Consider the following 18,990-nt stretch of genomic DNA (forward strand, 5'->3'; position numbering starts at 1 on the left):
CCGAAGCAGCAAACCGCATGGAGGACGAAATGCCCGAGGACGACCACAACAACCGGAACTGGAACACCTTGCCATGGCATCGCCAGTGGCTGGTCAAACAGGCCGATGGGCTTTTCGACTTCTTCCAGTACCGCGCCGTCAATCCGGCCGGCGGCTTCTTCGATCTCGACGCCAAGGGTGCGCCGCTGCAGAAAAACGATCCTGTGCGCGGCATCCATGCCTCGGCACGCATGGTGCATTGCTTCTCCATCGGCCACCTGCTCGGACGGCCGGGCTGCGGCGATATCGTCGACCACGGTATGACCTACCTCTGGAACAATCATCGTGACAGCGAGCACGGCGGTTATTTCTGGCAGGTCAACGATGGCGGCCCGGTGGACGCCACCAAACAGGGTTATGGCCACGCCTTCGTGCTTCTGGCCGCCTCCTCCGCCAAAACTGTCGGCCACCCGCTTGCTGACAAGATGCTGGCCGACATCACCGAGGTTCTGGAAACCCGTTTCTGGGAAGAAAAACACGGCGCTATCGCCGAGGAATTCAACCGCGACTGGTCACCCATCGACAATTATCGCGGCCAGAATTCCAACATGCATCTGACCGAAGCGCTGATGGCCGCCTACGAGGCGACCGGCGACAGCCATTACCTGACAAAGGCCGAACGCATCGCCGATCTCGTCATCCGCCGCCGCGCCGGTGAGCTGGATTTCCGCGTGCCGGAGCATTTTGACGAGAACTGGACGCTCGACAAGGAGTATCGTGGCAACGAAATGTTCCGCCCCTCCGGCTCCACTCCCGGCCACTGGCTGGAATGGGCGCGCCTCATACTGCAATTGTGGGTGCTGGGCGAACGCCGCCATGACTGGATGCCGGTGGCGGCAAAATCGCTCTTTGTGCAATCCATGGCGCTTGGCTGGGACCGCGAAAAAGGCGGCTTCTTTTATACGCTCGACTGGCACGACAATCCCGACAAGACGGCAAAGCTCTGGTGGCCCATGTGCGAGGCGGCGGGTGCAGCCCACTTCCTCAACGAAAATCTGCCGGCGGACGAATTCTACGAAGACAGCTACCGCCGCATCTGGAGCACGATCGCCAACAATTTCATCGACCACGACAATGGCGGCTGGCACGAGGAGCTGACGGAAAATCTGATTCCAGCCAACACGCTTTTCCCCGGCAAGGGCGACATCTACCACGCGCTTCAGGCCTGCCTGATCCCGCTATTTCCGGCAACGGGAAGTTTGACGAAAGTGATCAAGGAAGGCGGCGGCTCCTATTGAGGCCGCTGCAAGAATGAAGCATCTGACACGCTGCGTCATGCCGGACGTTATCATGCTGGACCCCGGATCAAATCCGGGGTGTCGGCATATCGAGGCGCCTCAAAATCCGATAGTTTCCTCGAAATCATCCCAGGACTGGTACATTTCATAACGGCCGATACCCGGGATCGGCACATGTCCGTAATAGGGTGAAAGCTGGAACTCGGCGGCAGCCTCGCTTTTGCCGGCAACGGCGCTCACATAGATCGCGGAGGCGAGCCCGGTTCGGTTGGCGCCGTGTTCGCAATGGATGAGGATCGGTTTTTCAGCGTTGCGCAGCACGGCGACGAGCGTTTCCGCTTCCTCCACCGAGACCTTCTCGCTTGAACTCAGCGGATAATCGACAAGCCGAACACCGTTTTTTTTCGCTGCCTGGCTTTCGGCGTCATACCAGCCTTCACGCTTTTCATCGCGCAGATTGATGATCGTCTTGATGCCGTAGGCCTTGGCATAGGCCGTGATGTCCTTGCCGCTCGGCTGGGCCGAACGATAAAGTTCGCCGGGGATGACCTCGTGAAAATTTCCAGTCAGCTGGCCAATGCCCATATGCGCGCCGGCCAGAACCGGCAGAGCCACCAGGCCAATGGCGGCAATTTTCAGAAACTTCAGAACTATACGCAAAACCTAAACCCGCAACATTCATCGGACGGGTGGGCAGGTGGCATTGCAAATCGGCGAAAACAAGTCCCGCGACGGCGAAAGCGGCCTCGGCGTGGCCGGCAACGACGCGGGCACCTTTACGAACCCCTTGCGAAACAAGGGGTTCAGGCGACAGCACGAAAATGTTCAAGAAACCGTGAGGGTCGGAAGCAGCGACAGCCGTTCAATCGAATTCCGCAGAAACGATGGTGACGCGCCATTCCAGCCGTTGCGGATCTACCGTTTCATTGTTGCGCAGTCGGAAAGAGCGGCAAGCGGCAAATGTCTCTCCAGCCTCGATCCGCCTTTCACTCACCTGATAGGGATCGAAGGCGACGGAGGCGCGGAAGGCAGGCTCGAACCCTTCAAGCGTATAGGTCAGGCGCTGCACGGCAACATTATTGTCGTTGCGGAAGCTGACGCGGATCGGCAATGCCGCATCCGTGCACGCCGCATCGAAGCTAGCCGTCGCAATGACATGGTCGAGCCGCTGGCTGCCGCGCTGCCAGTCGTAAATGACAAAGGCGGCAGTGGTTCCCCAGATCAACAGCAGGCAGATGACGACCGGTTTGAGGTGCCGCGGAAACGCGATGAGGGTGAGAAGAAGAATGGCACTGAGAACGGCTCCGACAATCACGTCGCCCCTCCCCCATGAAAACTAACCCGCATGCGATCCTGTCCTCCCTTGCCCATTCCTGCCCGCAACATCAGCCCTATCCAGGTGCCGAAGCACCGGCGTTGCCGCAGACAGGCACAACTCTATGGTCGTGCCCCCCGCTGTCAAGACAACCAAGCGTGACCCCTCTCCCGTCGCTTTGACAAGGCGGCGAAAGGAACCAAACGCCGTTGAAGGCGTTCGCCGCATCAGAACAGCATGACGGGGCGGTAAAAACGTCGCGATTTGGGCAAGGGAGGCCGGCAACGCGAGGGAACAATCTGCCCCTTGGAACCGCCGATCTCCGACCCATATTAAATGCACCTAATATATGTTATAGAAGTCAATCAGCTCAGGGAGAAAAACGATGAAAACGCTGATCGTAACGTCACTCTTGGCCCTGTCCGCCAGCACCGCGATGGCTGCGGATGCCGTCTACGAAACCCCGGCGCCTCCGGTCGCGCAGGAAACCCTGCCGGTATTTACCTGGTCTGGTCCCTATCTTGGTATTCAAGGCGGCGCAGGCTGGGCGAACGGCGATTTTTCGGCTGGCGGCCCCGTCGCGTCGGATAGTTTCGATGGCGGCATTCTGGGCGCTTTTGCCGGTTACAATTACCAGTTCGACAATAATTTCGTCCTCGGTATCGAAGGTGATGTCGATTATAACTGGAACGACAATGACTATGCCGGCGTGAACATCGGCACCGACTGGCAGGGCTCCGTTCGTGGCCGTGTCGGTTACGCTTTCGACCGTGCCTTGATCTATGGTACCGCCGGCTGGACAGCGACGCGCGGCTTCATCGAAACGCCTGGCGCCGGCAAGGATAGCACCACGTTCAACGGTTACACCGTCGGCGCTGGCTTGGACTATGCCTTCACCGACAATGTGTTCGGCAGGATTGAATATCGCTACAATGACTATGGCGACAAGGACATCTTCGGCGTCAACACCGATTTCGACCAGAGCACCGTCAAGGTCGGCCTTGGTGTGAAGTTCTGATAGCGTCGACAAACGTCAGCAAAAGAGCCCGGCCAAGTGCCGGGCTTTTTCTTTGTCGGAATGCCGCACCAGCTTCGCCCTGAGACTGTAAAAACGTGGAAAATGTGAACATCGCAAAAATGAGATATTCACGGACCGTTCAGCCGGCCCGTGCCATCATGCGGGCATAATGAGCCTCTATCTCCCGAAGCAGGCTTATGGAGTAGCCCTCGATGAAAAAGATCATTCTTACAACCCTTGCCGCGCTGGTTGCCACCGGCAGTGTCTTCGCGTCCTACGGCACCGCTGCCGCGCAGGACTATCCCTATCGTCCGCGCTACGACCGTGGCGGCCCGCCCCCACCGCCCTATCGCGAACACCGCCGCCACAATGATGGTGCTGCGATTGCCGGCGGACTGGCTGCAGGCGTTATCGGCGGCCTGATCGGCGGCGCAATCGCCAACGGCGGCAACAGCGGTCCCCGCTACTACGAGCCACCACCGCCGCCCCGCCCACGCTGCTGGTTCGAAGACCGCCGCGTTCCCAATTCCTATGATGGCGGCTGGCACACCGAAAGCATGCGGGTCTGCGACTGACCCCATAGCTGAAAATCCGTAATGAACAATCCGATCAGTCTGAATGGCTGGTCGGATTTTTTGTTGGATGAGCAAAATCCAAGGAATGCGCAATGATCGATGATGTGTCGACTTGCTATACGGAATCGCACCAACTCGTTCAAAATATAAGGAAAATGGTGGGCCCGGAGAGACTCGAACTCCCAACCAAGCGGTTATGAGCCGCCGGCTCTAACCATTGAGCTACAGGCCCTTTCGGAAAAATTATCCGAAACACCGGCTTCGCAATGGTTCGAATCCGGTGGGTCACGCTCTAACGTAATTTTTACGGCCCGACAAGCCATTGATGCTATCGCAAGCTGCCGTTGCCGTATTAGCTTCACAATCTAAGGCAATACCCTGCAAAGGGACACAATCAACGAGGAAACACCATGACGACGACAAAGGCCCGCCTTTTCGCACTTAGTGCATTGACCGCAGCAGCAATGATGCCGCTTGCCGGCAATGCCCTTGCGCAGGATGCCACTCCGCGCGAAGCAACCATCAGTGTTTCCGGCGAAGGCCAGTCGGCAATCGCGCCCGATATGGCGATCCTGTCATTCAGTGTCGTCAAGCAGGCGGAAACGGCGGCTGCGGCTCTGACAGAGAATTCCAAGGCGCTCGCCGAGGTTCTGAAATCGCTGAAGGCGTCCGCCATCGAAGACCGCGACCTGCAGACCAGCAATTTCTCCGTACAGCCGCTTTACAAGCATTATGAGCCGAAAGACGGCGTTTACGTTGCACCGGAAATTACCGGCTATCAGGTTTCCAACGGACTGACCGTGCGCGTACGCGACCTGAAGAAGCTGGGCGAGATACTCGATACCTCCGTCAAGCTCGGTATCAACCAGGGCGGCGATATTACCTTTACCAATGACAAGCCGGAAGCAACCGTAACCGAGGCCCGCAAGCAAGCCGTTGCCGATGCGCTGGCCAAAGCGAAAACGCTGACGGAAGCGGCGGGCGTGAAGCTTGGACGCGTGATCCAGATCAGCGAGAACATGCAGCGCCCCATGCCGGTGCCGCAGACCATGATGCGCGCTTCGATGGCGAAGGAGGCCGACAGCGTGCCGATCGCTTCGGGTGAGAACAGCTACAGCGTGGTGGTCAACGTCACCTTCGCCCTGGGCGAATAAAACAGTCGGAGCGGCGGCATTGCCCGCCGCCCGCATCTGCCGAACGGCTGCGCGTAACCGCCACCCGAGAGGCCACAAAAAGAAACGCCCCCCGCCTGTCATAACAAGCGAGGGGCATTTTTTTTGATCCGCGCGAAGGGCGGGGGATTTCCGCGGATCAATATCAGCCGTTTAGCGACGGATCACCGGGCAACCACGCTCATTGGCGAAGAAGATGCGGTCAGGGCCGCGACGGTCGAATCCTGCAACCACGACACGGCGCGACGATACATCGACAACGCGCGCGCGGCGAAGACCCATGCGGCTAGCCTTTTCCTCCGCAAGCCGCGGCGAGCAACCGTAACGCGGGCGGTCAGGACGGCCCCAACCCGGACCAGGACGATCGGGACGACCCCAGCCCGGGCCGCGGCCTCTGTCATGACCGTATCCATCCTGAACCTGAACTCTGAGCTGAACATCCGGGCCAGCCGAAGCAGCTGGAGCGGTGACGGAAATTCCGCCGAGGGCGATGAGGGCAGCCAGGCCGGCTTTTGCGAAGGTGCTGAACATGAACTCACTCCGTTTGTTTCTGCGCCGGCAGGGACGTCCCCCGGCGATTGACGAGACCCTAGACCCGCCCGCCTGAACGCCGACAGAACCGCATGTTCAGCAGACGTTCAGAGACATTAACGGGAAAACGAAAGGAAAAGGCAGGGCTTTTGACGGGAATCATGGGGAGATATGCAGAACGATTTCACGGCGGTGCGGCCGGTCGCGATGTTCGAAAAGATAAAAGCCCTGCCATGTGCCAAGGGTAAGCCTGCCATCGCTGATCGGTACTCCGATGGAAACCGCGGTCAGGGCCGATTTGATGTGAGCAGGCATGTCATCAGGGCCTTCGAGCGTGTGGACGACCCAGCGCATGGAGACATCGTCGGAAGGTGGCACGAGGCGGGAAAAAAATACCGCCAGATCGCGCCGGACATCCGGATCGGCATTTTCCTGGATAAGCAGGGAGCAGGATGTGTGCCTGACGAAGACGGTCAAAAGGCCTTCGTCCACCCCTGCCTCCTTCACAAAGCGCTCGGCCTCGGACGTAAATTCGTAGAGCCCCTGCCCGTGGGTGGTGGTAATGGTCATTTTCTTCTGCGGCACGTTATTTCCTTTAGAAAATTCGGAACAAATTAGGCACTGCAAACGTTGGACCATGTCGAATTGTAACTGATGGCGAAAAGGCGTGCTTCCATGACATGGCGGCTGCCTTTAATAGAACGGAATACCGGCGTCACGGTTGCAAAAAACGGGGAAGGATTGGCACTATCAGAATGAACCATTCAGGCTTTCCCGTCTGCGGACGACTAAACTATTTTCAGTGCAAGACAGGCAGAGGGTGCGAGAGATAGATTCATGGCATCCACTGATTATAATGTCGACCTGACAAATTGCGACCGCGAACCCATCCACATTCCAGGTTATATTCAATCGCACGGCTGCCTGATCGCTTGCGATAACGCCATGCGCATGGTCCTGCGACACTCGGAAAACTGTCGCGAGATTTTGCGCGTCGATGGCGATATCAACGGCAGAACCGCCGAAGAAGTGCTTGGTAAAAATCTCGTCCATGACCTTCGCAACGCACTCACGGTAACTGGCAGAACCACCCGCCCTGCCATGCTGCCCAATATGGAACTGCGCGATGGTCGCAGCTTCGATATTGCGCTCCACCGCTATAAATCCACGACGATCATCGAATTCGAACCGTCGGGGAGCGAGACCCAGCCGCTTGGCACCGCACGTAAGATGGTGGACCGCATTCGCGAGGCAGACACGGTCGAAAGCCTGATTTCGAGAACAACCCGGCTGGTAAAGGCGACCTTGGGTTACGACCGGGTGATGATCTACCGTTTCGAGGATGACGGTGCAGGCAAGGTCGTGTCGGAGGCAAAGCAGTCGGAACTGGAGAGCTTTCTCGGACAATATTTTCCGGCAAGCGACATACCGCAGCAGGCCCGCACGCTCTATCTTAAAAACACACTGCGCATCATCTCCGACGCCAGCGGAATACGAGTTCCCGTATTGCCCGCCATCGATGTGTCTGGTGAACCGCTTGATCTGTCATTCGCGCATTTGCGCAGCGTTTCTCCCATCCATTGCGAATATCTTCGCAATATGGGCGTTGGTGCCTCCATGTCGATTTCGGTGATCGTCGATGGCGCCCTGTGGGGTCTTATCGCCTGCCACCATTATTCGCCACGCGTTCTGACGATGTCAGTCAGGATCGCCGCAGAAATGTTTGGAGAGTTTTTCTCCATGCATTTGCAGGTCCTTAAGCAGAAGCGCAAACTCGATACCGTCAACCACGCCCACGCCGCTCTCGACCGCTTCCTGCGGCTCGCCGCCCATCACGCGCACATCGAGGAACTGCTGATCGACAGTTTCCAGGATTTTGCCGATCTGATGCCATGCGACGGCGTCGGGCTTTGGGTGGACAACAACTGGCACGGCCACGGCGCAACGCCGCCCGCGGATGCCATTCCCAGGCTGGCCCGCTTCGTAACCTCTGTCAGTGAGGGAAGGGTCTGGGCAACCCATGCCATCTCGCAAGCCATACCGGAAGCGGAGATTTATGCGGATATCGCTGCCGGAATGCTCGCCATTCCGCTGTCGCAGGTCAAAAACGACTATCTGCTGTTTTTCCGCAGGGAGATCGTGCAGAACCTGAACTGGGCCGGCAACCCGGAAAAATCCTATGAGACCGGTCCGCTCGGCGATCGTCTCACCCCGCGCAAGAGCTTCGCGATCTGGAAGGAGACCGTGCGCCTGCAGGCGCAGCCATGGTCAGATGCGGACCGGGAAATTGCCGAAGCCGCAAGAATAGCGTTGGTCGAGGTCGCATTCCATCACAGCGAGCTGATGGCGGGCGAAAGGGAGCGCGCGGAAGTGCGCCAGCGCATGCTGAACGAGGAACTCAACCACCGCGTCAAGAACGTTCTCGCCATTATCAAATCGCTGGTCGGCAATCCCTCGCAGGAGGGTAAAACCCTGCAGGAATATGTCGGTGCGCTAAAGGGTCGTATCCAGGCATTGTCCTTTGCCCATGACCAGATCATTCGCGGTGAAGGCGGCGGGTCATTGCGCGACCTACTGGACGCCGAATTGTCGCCGCACCGTTCAGCCGAGGCGATTGTTGATCTCGCCGGACCACAGGTCACGCTCGATTCGCGCGCATTTTCCGTCATGGCCCTCGTACTGCATGAACTGGCGACGAATGCTGCCAAATACGGCGCGCTTGCTCAGACCGGCGGAAAACTGGATCTACGCTGGGAAGTCGACGAAAACCGCGATTGCCTGATACATTGGCGCGAAACTCTGCCTACCAAGCTGCCCACACCATCACGCTCCGGGTTCGGCACGGCGCTCATCAGCCGCAGCATCCCCTACGATCTGGGCGGACGCAGCACCATTCGGTATTTGCCTGATGGGCTGGAGGCGGAAATTCTCCTGCCCTCCCGCCATATCTCAGCAGTCATGACAGCTTCCGAGATGAAGACGGAGGATGACACCGTACCACAACCCAGACGGTCCAACCGGGAGGAAACGTTGAAAATATTGCTCGTAGAAGACCAGATGCTGATCGCCATGGATGTGGAGAACATGCTGGAAGACAACGGCATCAAGACAATCGAAACCGCGACCTCCTCGGCAATGGCCATCGAGAAGCTGAAGAGCTACGTGCCGGATGTGGCTATCCTCGACATCAATCTCGGTTCCGACACCTCCATCGCCGTCGCACGCGAGCTTCACCGCCGCGGCATCCCCTTCCTGTTCGCCACCGGCTATGCCGATGCCAGCATGGTGCCTGACGACTTCGGCAACGTGCCTGTTATCAGGAAGCCGTACGACGAAGATGCGCTGATGGCGGGTATCGGGCTGTTGGTCGGGGATACGGAGAGGGTGTAAGCTCCTAGCCCTGCTGACCGACACATGTCCAGACTGGACGTCATCCTTGGGCTTGTCCCAAGGATTTAAACACGTCTACAAAATCAGTCGGTTGCATCTCCTCGGGACAAGCCCGAGGACGACGGAGTGGCGGACGGAAACCTTCGTCAGCAAACCAAAAGTTTAAAAAAACTAGCCTTCATTGAAATCGAGTGAAGCCCCGCTTTTTCGCCTCATCCGGTGTTAAGGCGTTCCCAATCTTAAACCGGAATGCCGTTACGGCGTAGTTATCCAGATCGACCTCGCACTGAAAAGACACATCGTGCCAGCTATTGCCGGTGTTGAATGCGCCGCCGGAAGCATCAATCGAATTCCCCGATATCCTCCCGCCCGTATCCGAATAGGGTATCATGCCACGGGCGGCAAAACCCGCGCCCTGAATTTGCGCCAGAGCCTCCGTGCTGCAAAGCTGAACAATGCGGCGGCGGGGCGGCAGATCACCAAACATCTGGCGTCTTTGGGCCGGAGAAAGCAGCGACGAAGACAATAATTGTTTGGCGGCCGGAAGTTTCGCGGGCTTCTCCTTTGCCACCTCGGCAGGTTTTTCGTCAGCCGGTTTCTCCTGCGGCACAGGCGCCTTTTCCGGCTCAGCCTCTTGCTTGACGGGTGAAACCGCAATTTCTCCCTGCTCGGCGGACGCCTTGAGATCGCCGTTGGCGGCAGATGGCGCGGGCTTGTCCTCAGCCGTCTTTTCAGGCTGGCTTTCAGGCTCCTTGGAAGGCTCGGCCTTGTCCGCTTCCTCCGCCTTACCTGGCTTGTCCTCTGGGTCCGCCTGCGTCTCCTCCGGCCGCATGGCGATCGCCGGCAGCGTCGCCTGCAAGGGCGGCGAAGGTTTCGGCTCCTCTGCCGGCGGAGCGGGCGGCGGCGGTGGAGGCTGCGGCTTTTCTTGCTTTGCCTGCTCGGCGGCGGGAGGCTTGGCTTCCTCCGGCTTCTTTTCCTCAGGCGGCGGCACCAGATCGACGCTGATGCTTTCCGGCTCCTGCGGTTCGACTATGCGTTCGGGCAGTTCAAAAAGAAAGATTGCGACCACAGCCAAATGCAGCAACACGGAGACGGGCACCGCCCATCCCTTCCCTCGCCATCTGCTTGCCGAAACCTGTTGCATGTTATCGAGCCAAATCGAACCTGAGCATTTCCGAAAACGCGGAACGCTTTGTTTTCACACATAAGGCTTGTCGCAGAGATCGCCAGTGCGGGAAACAAAAAACCCGGCCAGAGGTGACTGACCGGGTTCAATTTTAAAGCAGGCAAAGGCTTAGCTGTCGAGGAAGCTTCTGAGCTTTCTGGAGCGGCTCGGATGCTTCAGCTTGCGCAGTGCCTTCGCCTCGATCTGACGAATACGTTCGCGCGTGACCGAGAACTGCTGGCCGACTTCTTCCAGCGTATGGTCGGTGTTCATGCCGATGCCGAAACGCATGCGCAGAACACGTTCTTCACGCGGCGTCAGCGAGGCGAGAACGCGGGTCGTCGTCTCGCGCAAGTTGGCCTGAATGGCGGCGTCGATAGGCAGCAGCGCGTTCTTGTCCTCGATGAAGTCGCCGAGATGCGAATCCTCTTCGTCACCCACAGGGGTTTCGAGCGAAATCGGCTCCTTGGCGATTTTCAGAACCTTGCGCACCTTTTCAAGCGGCATGGCCAGCTTTTCCGCCAGCTCTTCCGGGGTCGGCTCGCGGCCGATCTCGTGCAGCATCTGGCGCGAGGTGCGAACGATCTTGTTGATCGTCTCGATCATGTGAACCGGAATACGGATCGTGCGCGCCTGGTCGGCGATCGAACGGGTGATCGCCTGTCTGATCCACCATGTCGCATAGGTCGAGAACTTGTAACCACGGCGATATTCGAACTTGTCCACCGCCTTCATCAGGCCAATATTGCCTTCCTGAATGAGATCGAGGAACTGCAGGCCGCGGTTGGTGTATTTCTTGGCGATGGAGATCACGAGACGCAGGTTGGCCTCGACCATCTCCTTCTTGGCGATACGCGCTTCGCGCTCACCCTTCTGCACCATGGAAACGATGCGGCGGAATTCGGCGATGGAAATACCGGTTTCCGTCGACAGATTCTGGATTTCCTGACGGATCTCGCGGATCGTGTTGCTTTCCTCGCGGGCGAATTCCTTCCAGCCGCGGGCGGCCAGATTGGCAATCGACTTCATCCAGTTCGGATCGAGTTCCGCACCGTGATACTGCTCGAGGAAGCTGTCGCGCTTGACGCCATAGGATTCGGCAAGGCGCAGCAGCCGGCCTTCGTTCTGCATCAGACGCTTGGAAATATCGTAAAGCTGCTCGACAAGGCTGTCGACACGGTTCTGGTTCAGCGACAGCGACTTCACAGCCGTGATCAACTGGTCCTTGAGATCCTTGTAGCGGCGCTCCTGACCGGAGGACAGGGTCCCCGTGCAGGCAAGGCGAGCCTCGACCTGCTGGTCCTGAAGCTTGCGCAGCTTCTTGTAGGTGTCGGCAATGGTGTCGAGCGTTTCCATGACCTGCGGACGCAGCTCAGCTTCCATCGCGGCAAGCGAAAGGTTGGACTCGTCGTCGTCCTCTTCTTCCTCTTCCGGCGGCAGGCCATCGCCACCCACGTCAGTCACATCCTCGTCACCGGAGGGCGCACGCAGTCTGCGGGTCTTTTCCTTCTCTTCGGCGGCCTTGCGGTCCGCCTCGATCTTTTCCGGGCTCTGGAACTGCGGGGCAGCCTTGGCTTCCGGGCCGGAATAGGTGGTCTCGAGATCGATGATCTCGCGCAGAAGCGTCGTGCCTTCGTTGAGTTCGTCGCGCCAGATGATCAGCGCCTGGAACGTCAACGGGCTTTCGCAAAGGCCGGAGATCATCGTTTCGCGGCCGGCCTCGATGCGCTTGGCGATGGCGATTTCGCCTTCGCGCGACAGAAGCTCTACGGAACCCATTTCGCGCAGATACATGCGCACAGGATCGTCGGTACGGTCGGTCGGTTCTTTTTTCTTCGCGGTCGCAAGCGCGGTACCGCCGGAAGGTGCCAGTTCGCCGCCTTCGGACTCTTCGTTATCGGAATCGTCGCTTTCGGCTTCGCCCGGTGCTTCCTCGGCATCCTCGTCCTCGATAACGTTGATGCCCATATCGGACAGCATCGCCATCGTGTCTTCGATCTGCTCGGACGTCACTTCTTCGGACGGCAGGACGGAATTCAGCTCGTCCATCGTCACATAGCCGCGCTTCTTGGCGGCCTTGATCATCTTTTTGACCGCGTCATCCGAAAGATCGAGAAGCGGACCGTCCGTCGCACCGTCGCGTTCGTTTTCTGCTTCTTCGTTTTCTTTGACTTTGGTTGCCATCTATCTCGTCGCTTTCCCTGACGCTAACACCTGTTCCGCCGCATCGCCGTTCGCCTTGAGAGCATCCGGCTGATAACAGCGAATCACTGTCAGACACCTAACGGAGTGATCTTTAATTGCCGATTAACCACGGCAGCCTCAGGCAGAATGCAAAGACAGTGCACCCGAAAATGCTTGCTCATGCAATTTCTATCCGCCAAGGCTCATTCCACCTTACTATTCCTGAATTGGTGATTCCCGCTATTTCCCGCCCCGTCAAGCCTTTGAGGGCGAGACAGCCACGGAAATTCATAAAAAGGGCCGCATTTTGCGAGTTATCACCAGACTACCCCCTATTTAGGGCGCTTGCAGCAAAAGGCAACCCCACACGTCTTTCTATTCTTGGCCGCAGTCCTCAGCCATGGCCGACAGCAGGACCCTTTACCCGGCCGGACATGACGCCGAAACCATCGATGATCGCTTCCTGATTTTCCATTCGGCCGATTTCCAGCTGAACTTCGGCCAGCGCCCGCACCAGAAGCGTGCCGCGTTCGTCGTCCGTCGCCTCGCCTATTTCCCGTTCCAGCTCGCGCTTCTGCCAGAGCAGGGATTTCGTCCTCTTGTGCAGGGAAAGCGCCTGCACATATCCCTCACGCGCATCTTCCAGCGCCGCCTGTTCCGTGGCCGTCCACAGGCGCGCATTGCGCACCTGCTGGTCCATGGTTTTCAAAAGCACCTCGAAACCCTGCTGCGACAGGCGCTCGATCAGCCCTGCCCGCGAAATCTCGGCCGCACTTTCCGCAGCAAAGGTCAGCACAGTCGACCACAGGCGTTGCAGATCGCGGTTTTCGTAATCGATCGCGGCGATCTCGTCATATTCCTCAAGCAGCAGTTCGGGATGATTGACGATGGTGATTGCGAGAACGCTTTCGCGAAGTGAAGGCTTGGTCTGGTGCCCCCTGACCAGACCGGACTGGGTAAGCCGGTCGGAAATGTTGCTGGCCGGCGCAGCCATGGCTCCACCCCGTCCGGAAGCGTTCCTCTGGAACCCGCGCCCATTACCCTGCTGGCCATCGCGACGGAAATTTCCACCCTGCGAACCGCCCTGCTGAAAACGCGGCTGGAAGAAGGCATTCAGCCTGTCGCGCATATCCTGCTGGTAAAAACGCCGCACGGCCTCGTCGCCGATGACGGCAACAATCTGCCGCAGCCGGCTTTCAAGCTGGGCACGCTTTTCAGGCGTATCGAAAGTCACCGAAGACGTCTCGCGGCTCCAGATCATCGCCGCGAGCGGTTTTGCCTCGGAAAGCACACGGTCAAAAGGCGCACGCCCCTCCAGCCGCACGAGATCATCAGGGTCTTTTCCGTCGGGCAAAAGCGCAAAGCTCACCGAACGATCAGGCTTGATATGCGGCAGGGCGAGATCGGCTGCGCGGTTGGCGGCACGAATGCCGGCGCCGTCGCCATCAAAGCAGAGGATCGGCTGCGGCGACATTTTCCACAGGAGCTCAAGCTGGCTTTCCGTCAGCGCCGTGCCGAGCGGGGCGACAGCATTTTCGACACCCGCCTGATAAAGCGCAATGACATCCATATAACCTTCGACGGCAATGACGGTGCCGCCGGAAGCCTGCGAGGCGCGCCGCGCGCGGGCGAAATTGTAGAGAACATTGCCCTTGTGAAAAAGCTCGGTCTCGTTGGAGTTCAGATATTTGGCCACTGCATCCGCCGCCATGGCACGGCCGCCGAAAGCGATCACCTTTTCGCGCGACGACAGGATCGGGAACATGATGCGGTCGCGGAAGCGGTCATAGGAAACCGGCACGTTTTCATGCACCACCAGCCCGCAGGCTTCCATCTGTTCGCGCGCCACACCCTTGCTCGCCAGATGCTCCTTCAGCGCATTGCGGCTATCTGGTGCAAAACCGAGCCTGAATGTCTCGATGGTGCGCCCAGTCAGCCCGCGATCGCGCAGGTAAGCCCGCGCCCGCGCACCAAGCGCGGTCTGCAACTGATCCTGAAAGAACAGCGTCGCCATTTCCATGACGTCCTGCAACGAGGTGCGCTCGCGCTCGCGCTTCTCAGCCTGCGGATCGGGCTGCGGCATGAAGATGCCGGCCATGTCGGCGATCTGCTGAACGGCTTCGGGGAAACTCAACCCCTCGAGATCGGTGAGAAACCGGAAATGATCGCCGGAAACACCGCAACCGAAACAATGGTATCGCCCCTTGCGATCCTCGCAATGAAAACTCGGGCTTTTTTCGCCATGGAACGGGCAGCAGGCCCAATAATCGCCCCGCGGCGTATTGGTCTTCTTCTTATCCCAGGACACACGTCTGCCGATCACATCGGAGATGTTCACGCGGTCGCGTATCTCATCGAGAAAAGAATTGGAAAATCGCATGGGTTACCTGTTCGAGGCCAGTCTTTCATATAAGCGCAGAAAGGGGTCAGTACCAAACCCAAAGAACCGGAATACCCGATATTCACAGGCCATCGCACTAAAACCGCATCGCCGCTGTCGCCCGCTTCGGGCAAATTTATGGCAGCGCATCATCACAAAAAATTATGTTTTTGTAATTTGAGCCAACCGTCGCCGAGGTATAAAACATATTCAAAGGCAGCGCCCGGACATTCTCATAAAGCTGCTGACGCCCGCAGGCACGTCCCCCGAAAAACGCCTGCGCGTGACCGCATTTTGATCCGCCGAAATGCGCCTTCGTCGGCAGCAAAAAGGCAGGGCAGCCATGGCTGCCCTGCCTTTACTTTTTCCGAACGGGCGAAACCTACTTCAGCAAATCCTTGACGACGCCGGAGGCTTTCGCGAAGTCGATCTGGCCGGGATAGCGCTCCTTGAGCGCATTCATGCACTTGCCCATGTCACGCAGGCCGGAGGCGCCGGTTTCGCTGATGACGGCCTGGCACAATTCGCGCACCTTTTCGGCCGGAATTTCTTCCGGCATGAATTCCTTGATGATGACGATTTCCTCGCGCTCCTGAGCGGCAAGCTCGGCGCGACCGGCACCATCATAGATGCTGGCGGACTCTTCCCGCTGTTTCACCATCTTGGTCAGGATCTGCATGATCTCGTCGTCGGTGACGGGGTCCTTGCCCACGCCGCGATTGGCAATATCGCGATCCTTGATGGCCGCCTGGATGAGACGCACGGTCGATGTACGCCGGGCGTCACGAGCCTTCAGCGCGTCTTTCAGAGTATTAGCGAACGTGTCGCGCATCATTTCTTCTTCTCCTTGGGAAAGTGCATTCCKCAGCGTCTCGACACGGAAACTTTCCACCTTATTTTTCGAAACGACATAACCGAGCAAACCCGCTCAAGCAAATCAAATGCATAAGCCCTTGAATGTGCGAAGGTTTAATTCCGCGTAAATCTTGAGCCTGCGGTTGACCGTTTAAGCAGCTTTCGTTATTTTCCGGCACCTGCACGAGATTTTAACGAAGGGTCAAAACGCGAGTTTTTCGCGCGCCCCTTTATGTCACGAAGCCTGCGACAAAAAATGGCCCCTCTCCCCCTGCCTTTCAAGAGGCGGGGTGCGAAGCGGCAGAAACGGAACGAGATGACCGAGACAGCGCCCTGGACTACCCGCAAACCGACCGCAATGCTTGTTCTTGCCGATGGCACAGTGATCGAGGGAACGGGGATCGGCGCAACCGGCAAGGTACAGGCCGAAGTCTGCTTCAACACCGCACTGACCGGTTACGAAGAAATCCTGACCGATCCGTCCTATCTCGGCCAGATCGTCACCTTCACCTTCCCGCACATCGGCAATGTCGGCACCAATGAGGAAGACATCGAAGACCTGACGCCAGCCGCCCGCCGCGGCGCAGTCGGCGTCATCTTCAAGGCCGACATTACCGACCCTTCGAACTTCCGCGCCGCCAAGCATCTGGATGCCTGGCTGAAAGCCCGCGGCGTCATCGGCCTTTGCGGCATCGACACGCGCGCGCTGACGGCATGGATACGCGAAAACGGTGCACCGAACGCGGTGATCGCCCATGATCCCAACGGCGTGTTCGACATCGAGGCGCTGAAGGCGGAAGCCAAGGCATGGAGCGGTCTCGTCGGCCTCGACCTCGCCATCGAAGCCACATCCGGCCAATCCTCCACCTGGACGGAAACGCCTTGGGTTTGGAACGAGGGTTACGGCACGCTGAATGAAGCCGATGCGAAGTACCATGTCGTCTGCGTGGATTTCGGCGTCAAGCGCAACATCCTGCGCCTCTTCGCCGGTCTCGATTGCAAGGTCACAGTGGTTCCGGCCCAGACGTCCGCCGAAGACATTCTGGCATTGAAGCCGGATGGCGTTTTCCTTTCCAACGGTCCGGGAGATCCGGCCGCGACAGGCGAATATGCCGTACCGGTCATTCAGAACCTCATCAACAGCGACCTGCCGATCTTCGGCATCTGCCTCGGCCACCAGATGCTTGGCCTGGCCGTCGGCGCCAAGACTGAAAAGATGCACCAGGGCCACCACGGCGCCAACCATCCGGTCAAGGATTTCACCACCGGCAAGGTGGAAATCGTGTCCATGAACCATGGTTTTGCTGTTGACGCGAAGTCGCTGCCTGATGGCGTCGAAGAAACCCACACGTCGCTGTTCGACGGCACCAATTGCGGCCTGCGCATCGTCGGCAAGCCGGTCTTCTCCGTCCAGCACCATCCGGAAGCATCGCCCGGCCCGCAGGACAGCCACTATCTCTTCCGCCGCTTCGTCAACCTGCTGCGCGAGAGACAAGGTGAGGCAGCGCTCGCCGAGCGCTGAGACATCTTCGGAAAATCAGGAAAAATATACGGCCCGCTTTCAGCGGGCCGTTTTCATTTCACGCTTCACCAGAATGACGAAACGTATAGTCAGGAGAACGGCCGCCGTCGAAAGGCCGATCACGAAACCGAACCAGACGCCACGTCCGCCAAAGCCGAGCGGAAAGGCCATGGTCCAGGCCAGCGCCAGCCCGATCGGCCAATAGGAAATCAGCGCCAGCATCGCCGGAATGCGCGCATCCTTCAATCCGCGCAGCAAACCTGCTGTCACAGCCTGGATACCATCGACCAGCTGGAAGATGCCGGCGATCACCACGAGGCTGCTTGCGTAGGCAAGCACTTCCGCCGCTTCCGGCAACTTCGCGTCGAGAAACCACTTCGCCAGAAATTCCGGAACAGCCGCAAACAGGATGCCGCCGCAAACGGCAATGCCGCAGGCAATCGCGTAGACCATGATGGCGGCGCGCACGAGGTTCCTGAAATCACCCTGACCGAACGCGACACCGACCCTCACGGTCGCCGCCTGCGACAGGCCGAGCGGGATCATGAAAGCGATGGAGGCAAGCTGCAGAGCGATGCCATGCGCCGCAAGCTGCACGGTGCCAATCTGTCCCATCAGGATCGAAGCCGCCGCAAACAGCGTCACTTCGGCAAGGATGGTGATGCTGATCGGCAGGCCAAGGCGCAGCACTTCGAACAGCGCATGCCAGTCCGGCCGCCAGAAGCGCACGAACAGCTCGTATTTCCTGGTTTCCTCACGCGTCTGCACATAAGCGACGATGAAGATGAAGCTGAAGGCATTGACGATGACGGCAACGACAGCCGCGCCGTTCATACCCATCACCGGCAATCCGAAATGGCCGAAGACCAGCGCATAGGCCATCAAACCGTTCAGCACCAACATGATGATGGTGACATACAGAATGATGCCCGCACGGCCGATGGCACTGACAAGCCCGCGCAGCACGTAAAAAAGCAGCGCCGGCAAAAGGCCGAACTTGGCGATGGCGAGATAATGGCCGGTCAACGCCGCAACTTCGGGGTTTTGCCCGAGATAGACCAGAATGCGCTCGGCGTTGAAGAATATCGGCAGGGCAAGAATCCAGTACGCGATTGCAACCCACATGCCCATGCGCAGCGAGCGGCGGGCAGCCGTCGCATCGCCCTGCCCGTAAGCCTGCGCTACCATTGGCACCACGGCCACGGAAAATCCCGAGCCGAAAATGAAGACAACGAAGAAGAACTGCCCGGCCAGCACCATGGCCGCCAGCTTCTCAGCTCCGAGCTGACCGACGATGACCATATCTGTAGTGTGGATGCCAAGCTGCGCGAGCTGCGCACCGACAAGCGGAATTCCAAGCGCAAGCGTAGCCTTGAAATGCGAAAGCCACGACCCCGATCCAGAGGGAACGGTTTCTGCAACAACCGACGAAGACATTGTAATTCACCTGAATTTTGGCCATTGCCCGCGAATTGCGCAATGGCAGCAGGTGATGAATAAAATATTCCCTTCCTGCACGCAACCTTTGCGGATCAATGATCAAAATTTACGCAGAACGGCAATTTTACGTCCACTTGGGCCGAAACGGCGTGACATAAAACAAATT

The 18,990-nt window shown here is 58.4% G+C and carries 15 protein-coding genes and 1 tRNA gene; 6 read left to right on the top strand and 10 right to left on the bottom strand.

What is annotated here, in order from left to right:
• The first annotated feature begins 17 nt into the window (after positions 1 to 17).
• Complete coding sequence (locus tag AC1DCP_RS19230) at positions 18 to 1,277, top strand: AGE family epimerase/isomerase (RefSeq protein ID WP_065659168.1); 1,260 nt, start codon at positions 18 to 20, stop codon at positions 1,275 to 1,277.
• Between the two features lie 99 nt (positions 1,278 to 1,376).
• Here the strand turns inward: AC1DCP_RS19230 and AC1DCP_RS19235 are convergent, their stop codons facing one another.
• Both AC1DCP_RS19235 and AC1DCP_RS19240 read right to left on the bottom strand, forming a co-directional pair.
• Complete coding sequence (locus AC1DCP_RS19235; protein WP_013636549.1) at positions 1,377 to 1,937, bottom strand: dual specificity protein phosphatase family protein; 561 nt, start codon at positions 1,935 to 1,937, stop codon at positions 1,377 to 1,379.
• A 202-nt stretch (positions 1,938 to 2,139) separates the two neighbouring features.
• On the bottom strand, positions 2,140 to 2,592 hold the full coding sequence (locus AC1DCP_RS19240; RefSeq protein WP_003513344.1) for a hypothetical protein: 453 nt from the start codon (positions 2,590 to 2,592) through the stop codon (positions 2,140 to 2,142).
• A 385-nt stretch (positions 2,593 to 2,977) separates the two neighbouring features.
• Between AC1DCP_RS19240 and AC1DCP_RS19245 the strand changes: the two genes are divergently transcribed.
• Positions 2,978 to 3,610: an outer membrane protein gene (locus AC1DCP_RS19245; RefSeq protein WP_003513345.1), complete on the top strand. Its 633-nt coding sequence runs from the start codon at positions 2,978 to 2,980 to the stop codon at positions 3,608 to 3,610.
• 212 nt (positions 3,611 to 3,822) lie between these two features.
• Complete coding sequence (locus tag AC1DCP_RS19250; protein ID WP_003513347.1) at positions 3,823 to 4,185, top strand: hypothetical protein; 363 nt, start codon at positions 3,823 to 3,825, stop codon at positions 4,183 to 4,185.
• 156 nt (positions 4,186 to 4,341) lie between these two features.
• Here the strand turns inward: AC1DCP_RS19250 and AC1DCP_RS19255 are convergent.
• A tRNA-Ile gene (locus tag AC1DCP_RS19255) sits at positions 4,342 to 4,417 on the bottom strand.
• Between the two features lie 178 nt (positions 4,418 to 4,595).
• Here AC1DCP_RS19255 and AC1DCP_RS19260 point away from each other — a divergent pair.
• Complete coding sequence (locus tag AC1DCP_RS19260) at positions 4,596 to 5,339, top strand: SIMPL domain-containing protein (RefSeq protein WP_003513348.1); 744 nt, start codon at positions 4,596 to 4,598, stop codon at positions 5,337 to 5,339.
• A 171-nt stretch (positions 5,340 to 5,510) separates the two neighbouring features.
• On the opposite strand, the gene AC1DCP_RS19265 is transcribed toward AC1DCP_RS19260, so the two are convergent.
• Together AC1DCP_RS19265 and AC1DCP_RS19270 are read right to left on the bottom strand one after the other, a co-directional pair.
• Positions 5,511 to 5,888, bottom strand: a complete 378-nt coding sequence (locus tag AC1DCP_RS19265) for a hypothetical protein (protein ID WP_065687163.1) — start codon at positions 5,886 to 5,888, stop codon at positions 5,511 to 5,513.
• Between the two features lie 159 nt (positions 5,889 to 6,047).
• Positions 6,048 to 6,473 (bottom strand): secondary thiamine-phosphate synthase enzyme YjbQ, encoded by a 426-nt coding sequence (locus AC1DCP_RS19270; RefSeq protein ID WP_065687162.1) that lies wholly within the window; start codon positions 6,471 to 6,473, stop codon positions 6,048 to 6,050.
• A gap of 252 nt (positions 6,474 to 6,725) precedes the next feature.
• Between AC1DCP_RS19270 and AC1DCP_RS19275 the strand changes: the two genes are divergently transcribed.
• Positions 6,726 to 9,278 carry an HWE histidine kinase domain-containing protein gene (locus AC1DCP_RS19275; RefSeq protein ID WP_065687161.1) on the top strand — a complete coding sequence of 851 codons (2,553 nt, stop codon included), beginning with the start codon at positions 6,726 to 6,728 and terminating at the stop codon, positions 9,276 to 9,278.
• Between the two features lie 178 nt (positions 9,279 to 9,456).
• On the opposite strand, the gene AC1DCP_RS19280 is transcribed toward AC1DCP_RS19275, so the two are convergent.
• The 4 genes from AC1DCP_RS19280 to AC1DCP_RS19295 all read right to left on the bottom strand — a co-directional run bounded on the left by AC1DCP_RS19280 (position 9,457) and on the right by AC1DCP_RS19295 (position 15,839).
• The gene (locus tag AC1DCP_RS19280) at positions 9,457 to 10,377 is read right to left on the bottom strand and encodes a DUF930 domain-containing protein (protein ID WP_065687160.1); all 921 of its coding nucleotides are present in this window, start codon (positions 10,375 to 10,377) and stop codon (positions 9,457 to 9,459) included.
• A gap of 195 nt (positions 10,378 to 10,572) precedes the next feature.
• On the bottom strand, positions 10,573 to 12,627 hold the full coding sequence (gene rpoD / locus AC1DCP_RS19285) for an RNA polymerase sigma factor RpoD (protein WP_003513359.1): 2,055 nt from the start codon (positions 12,625 to 12,627) through the stop codon (positions 10,573 to 10,575).
• Between the two features lie 394 nt (positions 12,628 to 13,021).
• Entirely contained in the window at positions 13,022 to 15,007 is a 1,986-nt protein-coding gene (gene dnaG, locus AC1DCP_RS19290) for a DNA primase (RefSeq protein WP_112153278.1), read from the bottom strand.
• Between the two features lie 382 nt (positions 15,008 to 15,389).
• Positions 15,390 to 15,839 (bottom strand): GatB/YqeY domain-containing protein, encoded by a 450-nt coding sequence (locus AC1DCP_RS19295; RefSeq protein ID WP_026330775.1) that lies wholly within the window; start codon positions 15,837 to 15,839, stop codon positions 15,390 to 15,392.
• 339 nt (positions 15,840 to 16,178) lie between these two features.
• On the opposite strand from AC1DCP_RS19295, the gene carA reads away from it, so the two are divergent.
• Positions 16,179 to 17,384: a glutamine-hydrolyzing carbamoyl-phosphate synthase small subunit gene (carA, locus tag AC1DCP_RS19300; protein WP_003513375.1), complete on the top strand. Its 1,206-nt coding sequence runs from the start codon at positions 16,179 to 16,181 to the stop codon at positions 17,382 to 17,384.
• 39 nt (positions 17,385 to 17,423) lie between these two features.
• Here carA and AC1DCP_RS19305 read toward each other — a convergent pair whose 3' ends face one another.
• The gene (locus tag AC1DCP_RS19305; protein WP_003513377.1) at positions 17,424 to 18,821 is read right to left on the bottom strand and encodes an MATE family efflux transporter; all 1,398 of its coding nucleotides are present in this window, start codon (positions 18,819 to 18,821) and stop codon (positions 17,424 to 17,426) included.
• Positions 18,822 to 18,990: the final 169 nt, after the last annotated feature.

The sequence above is a fragment of the Agrobacterium sp. 10T429 genome, from assembly GCF_056393925.1.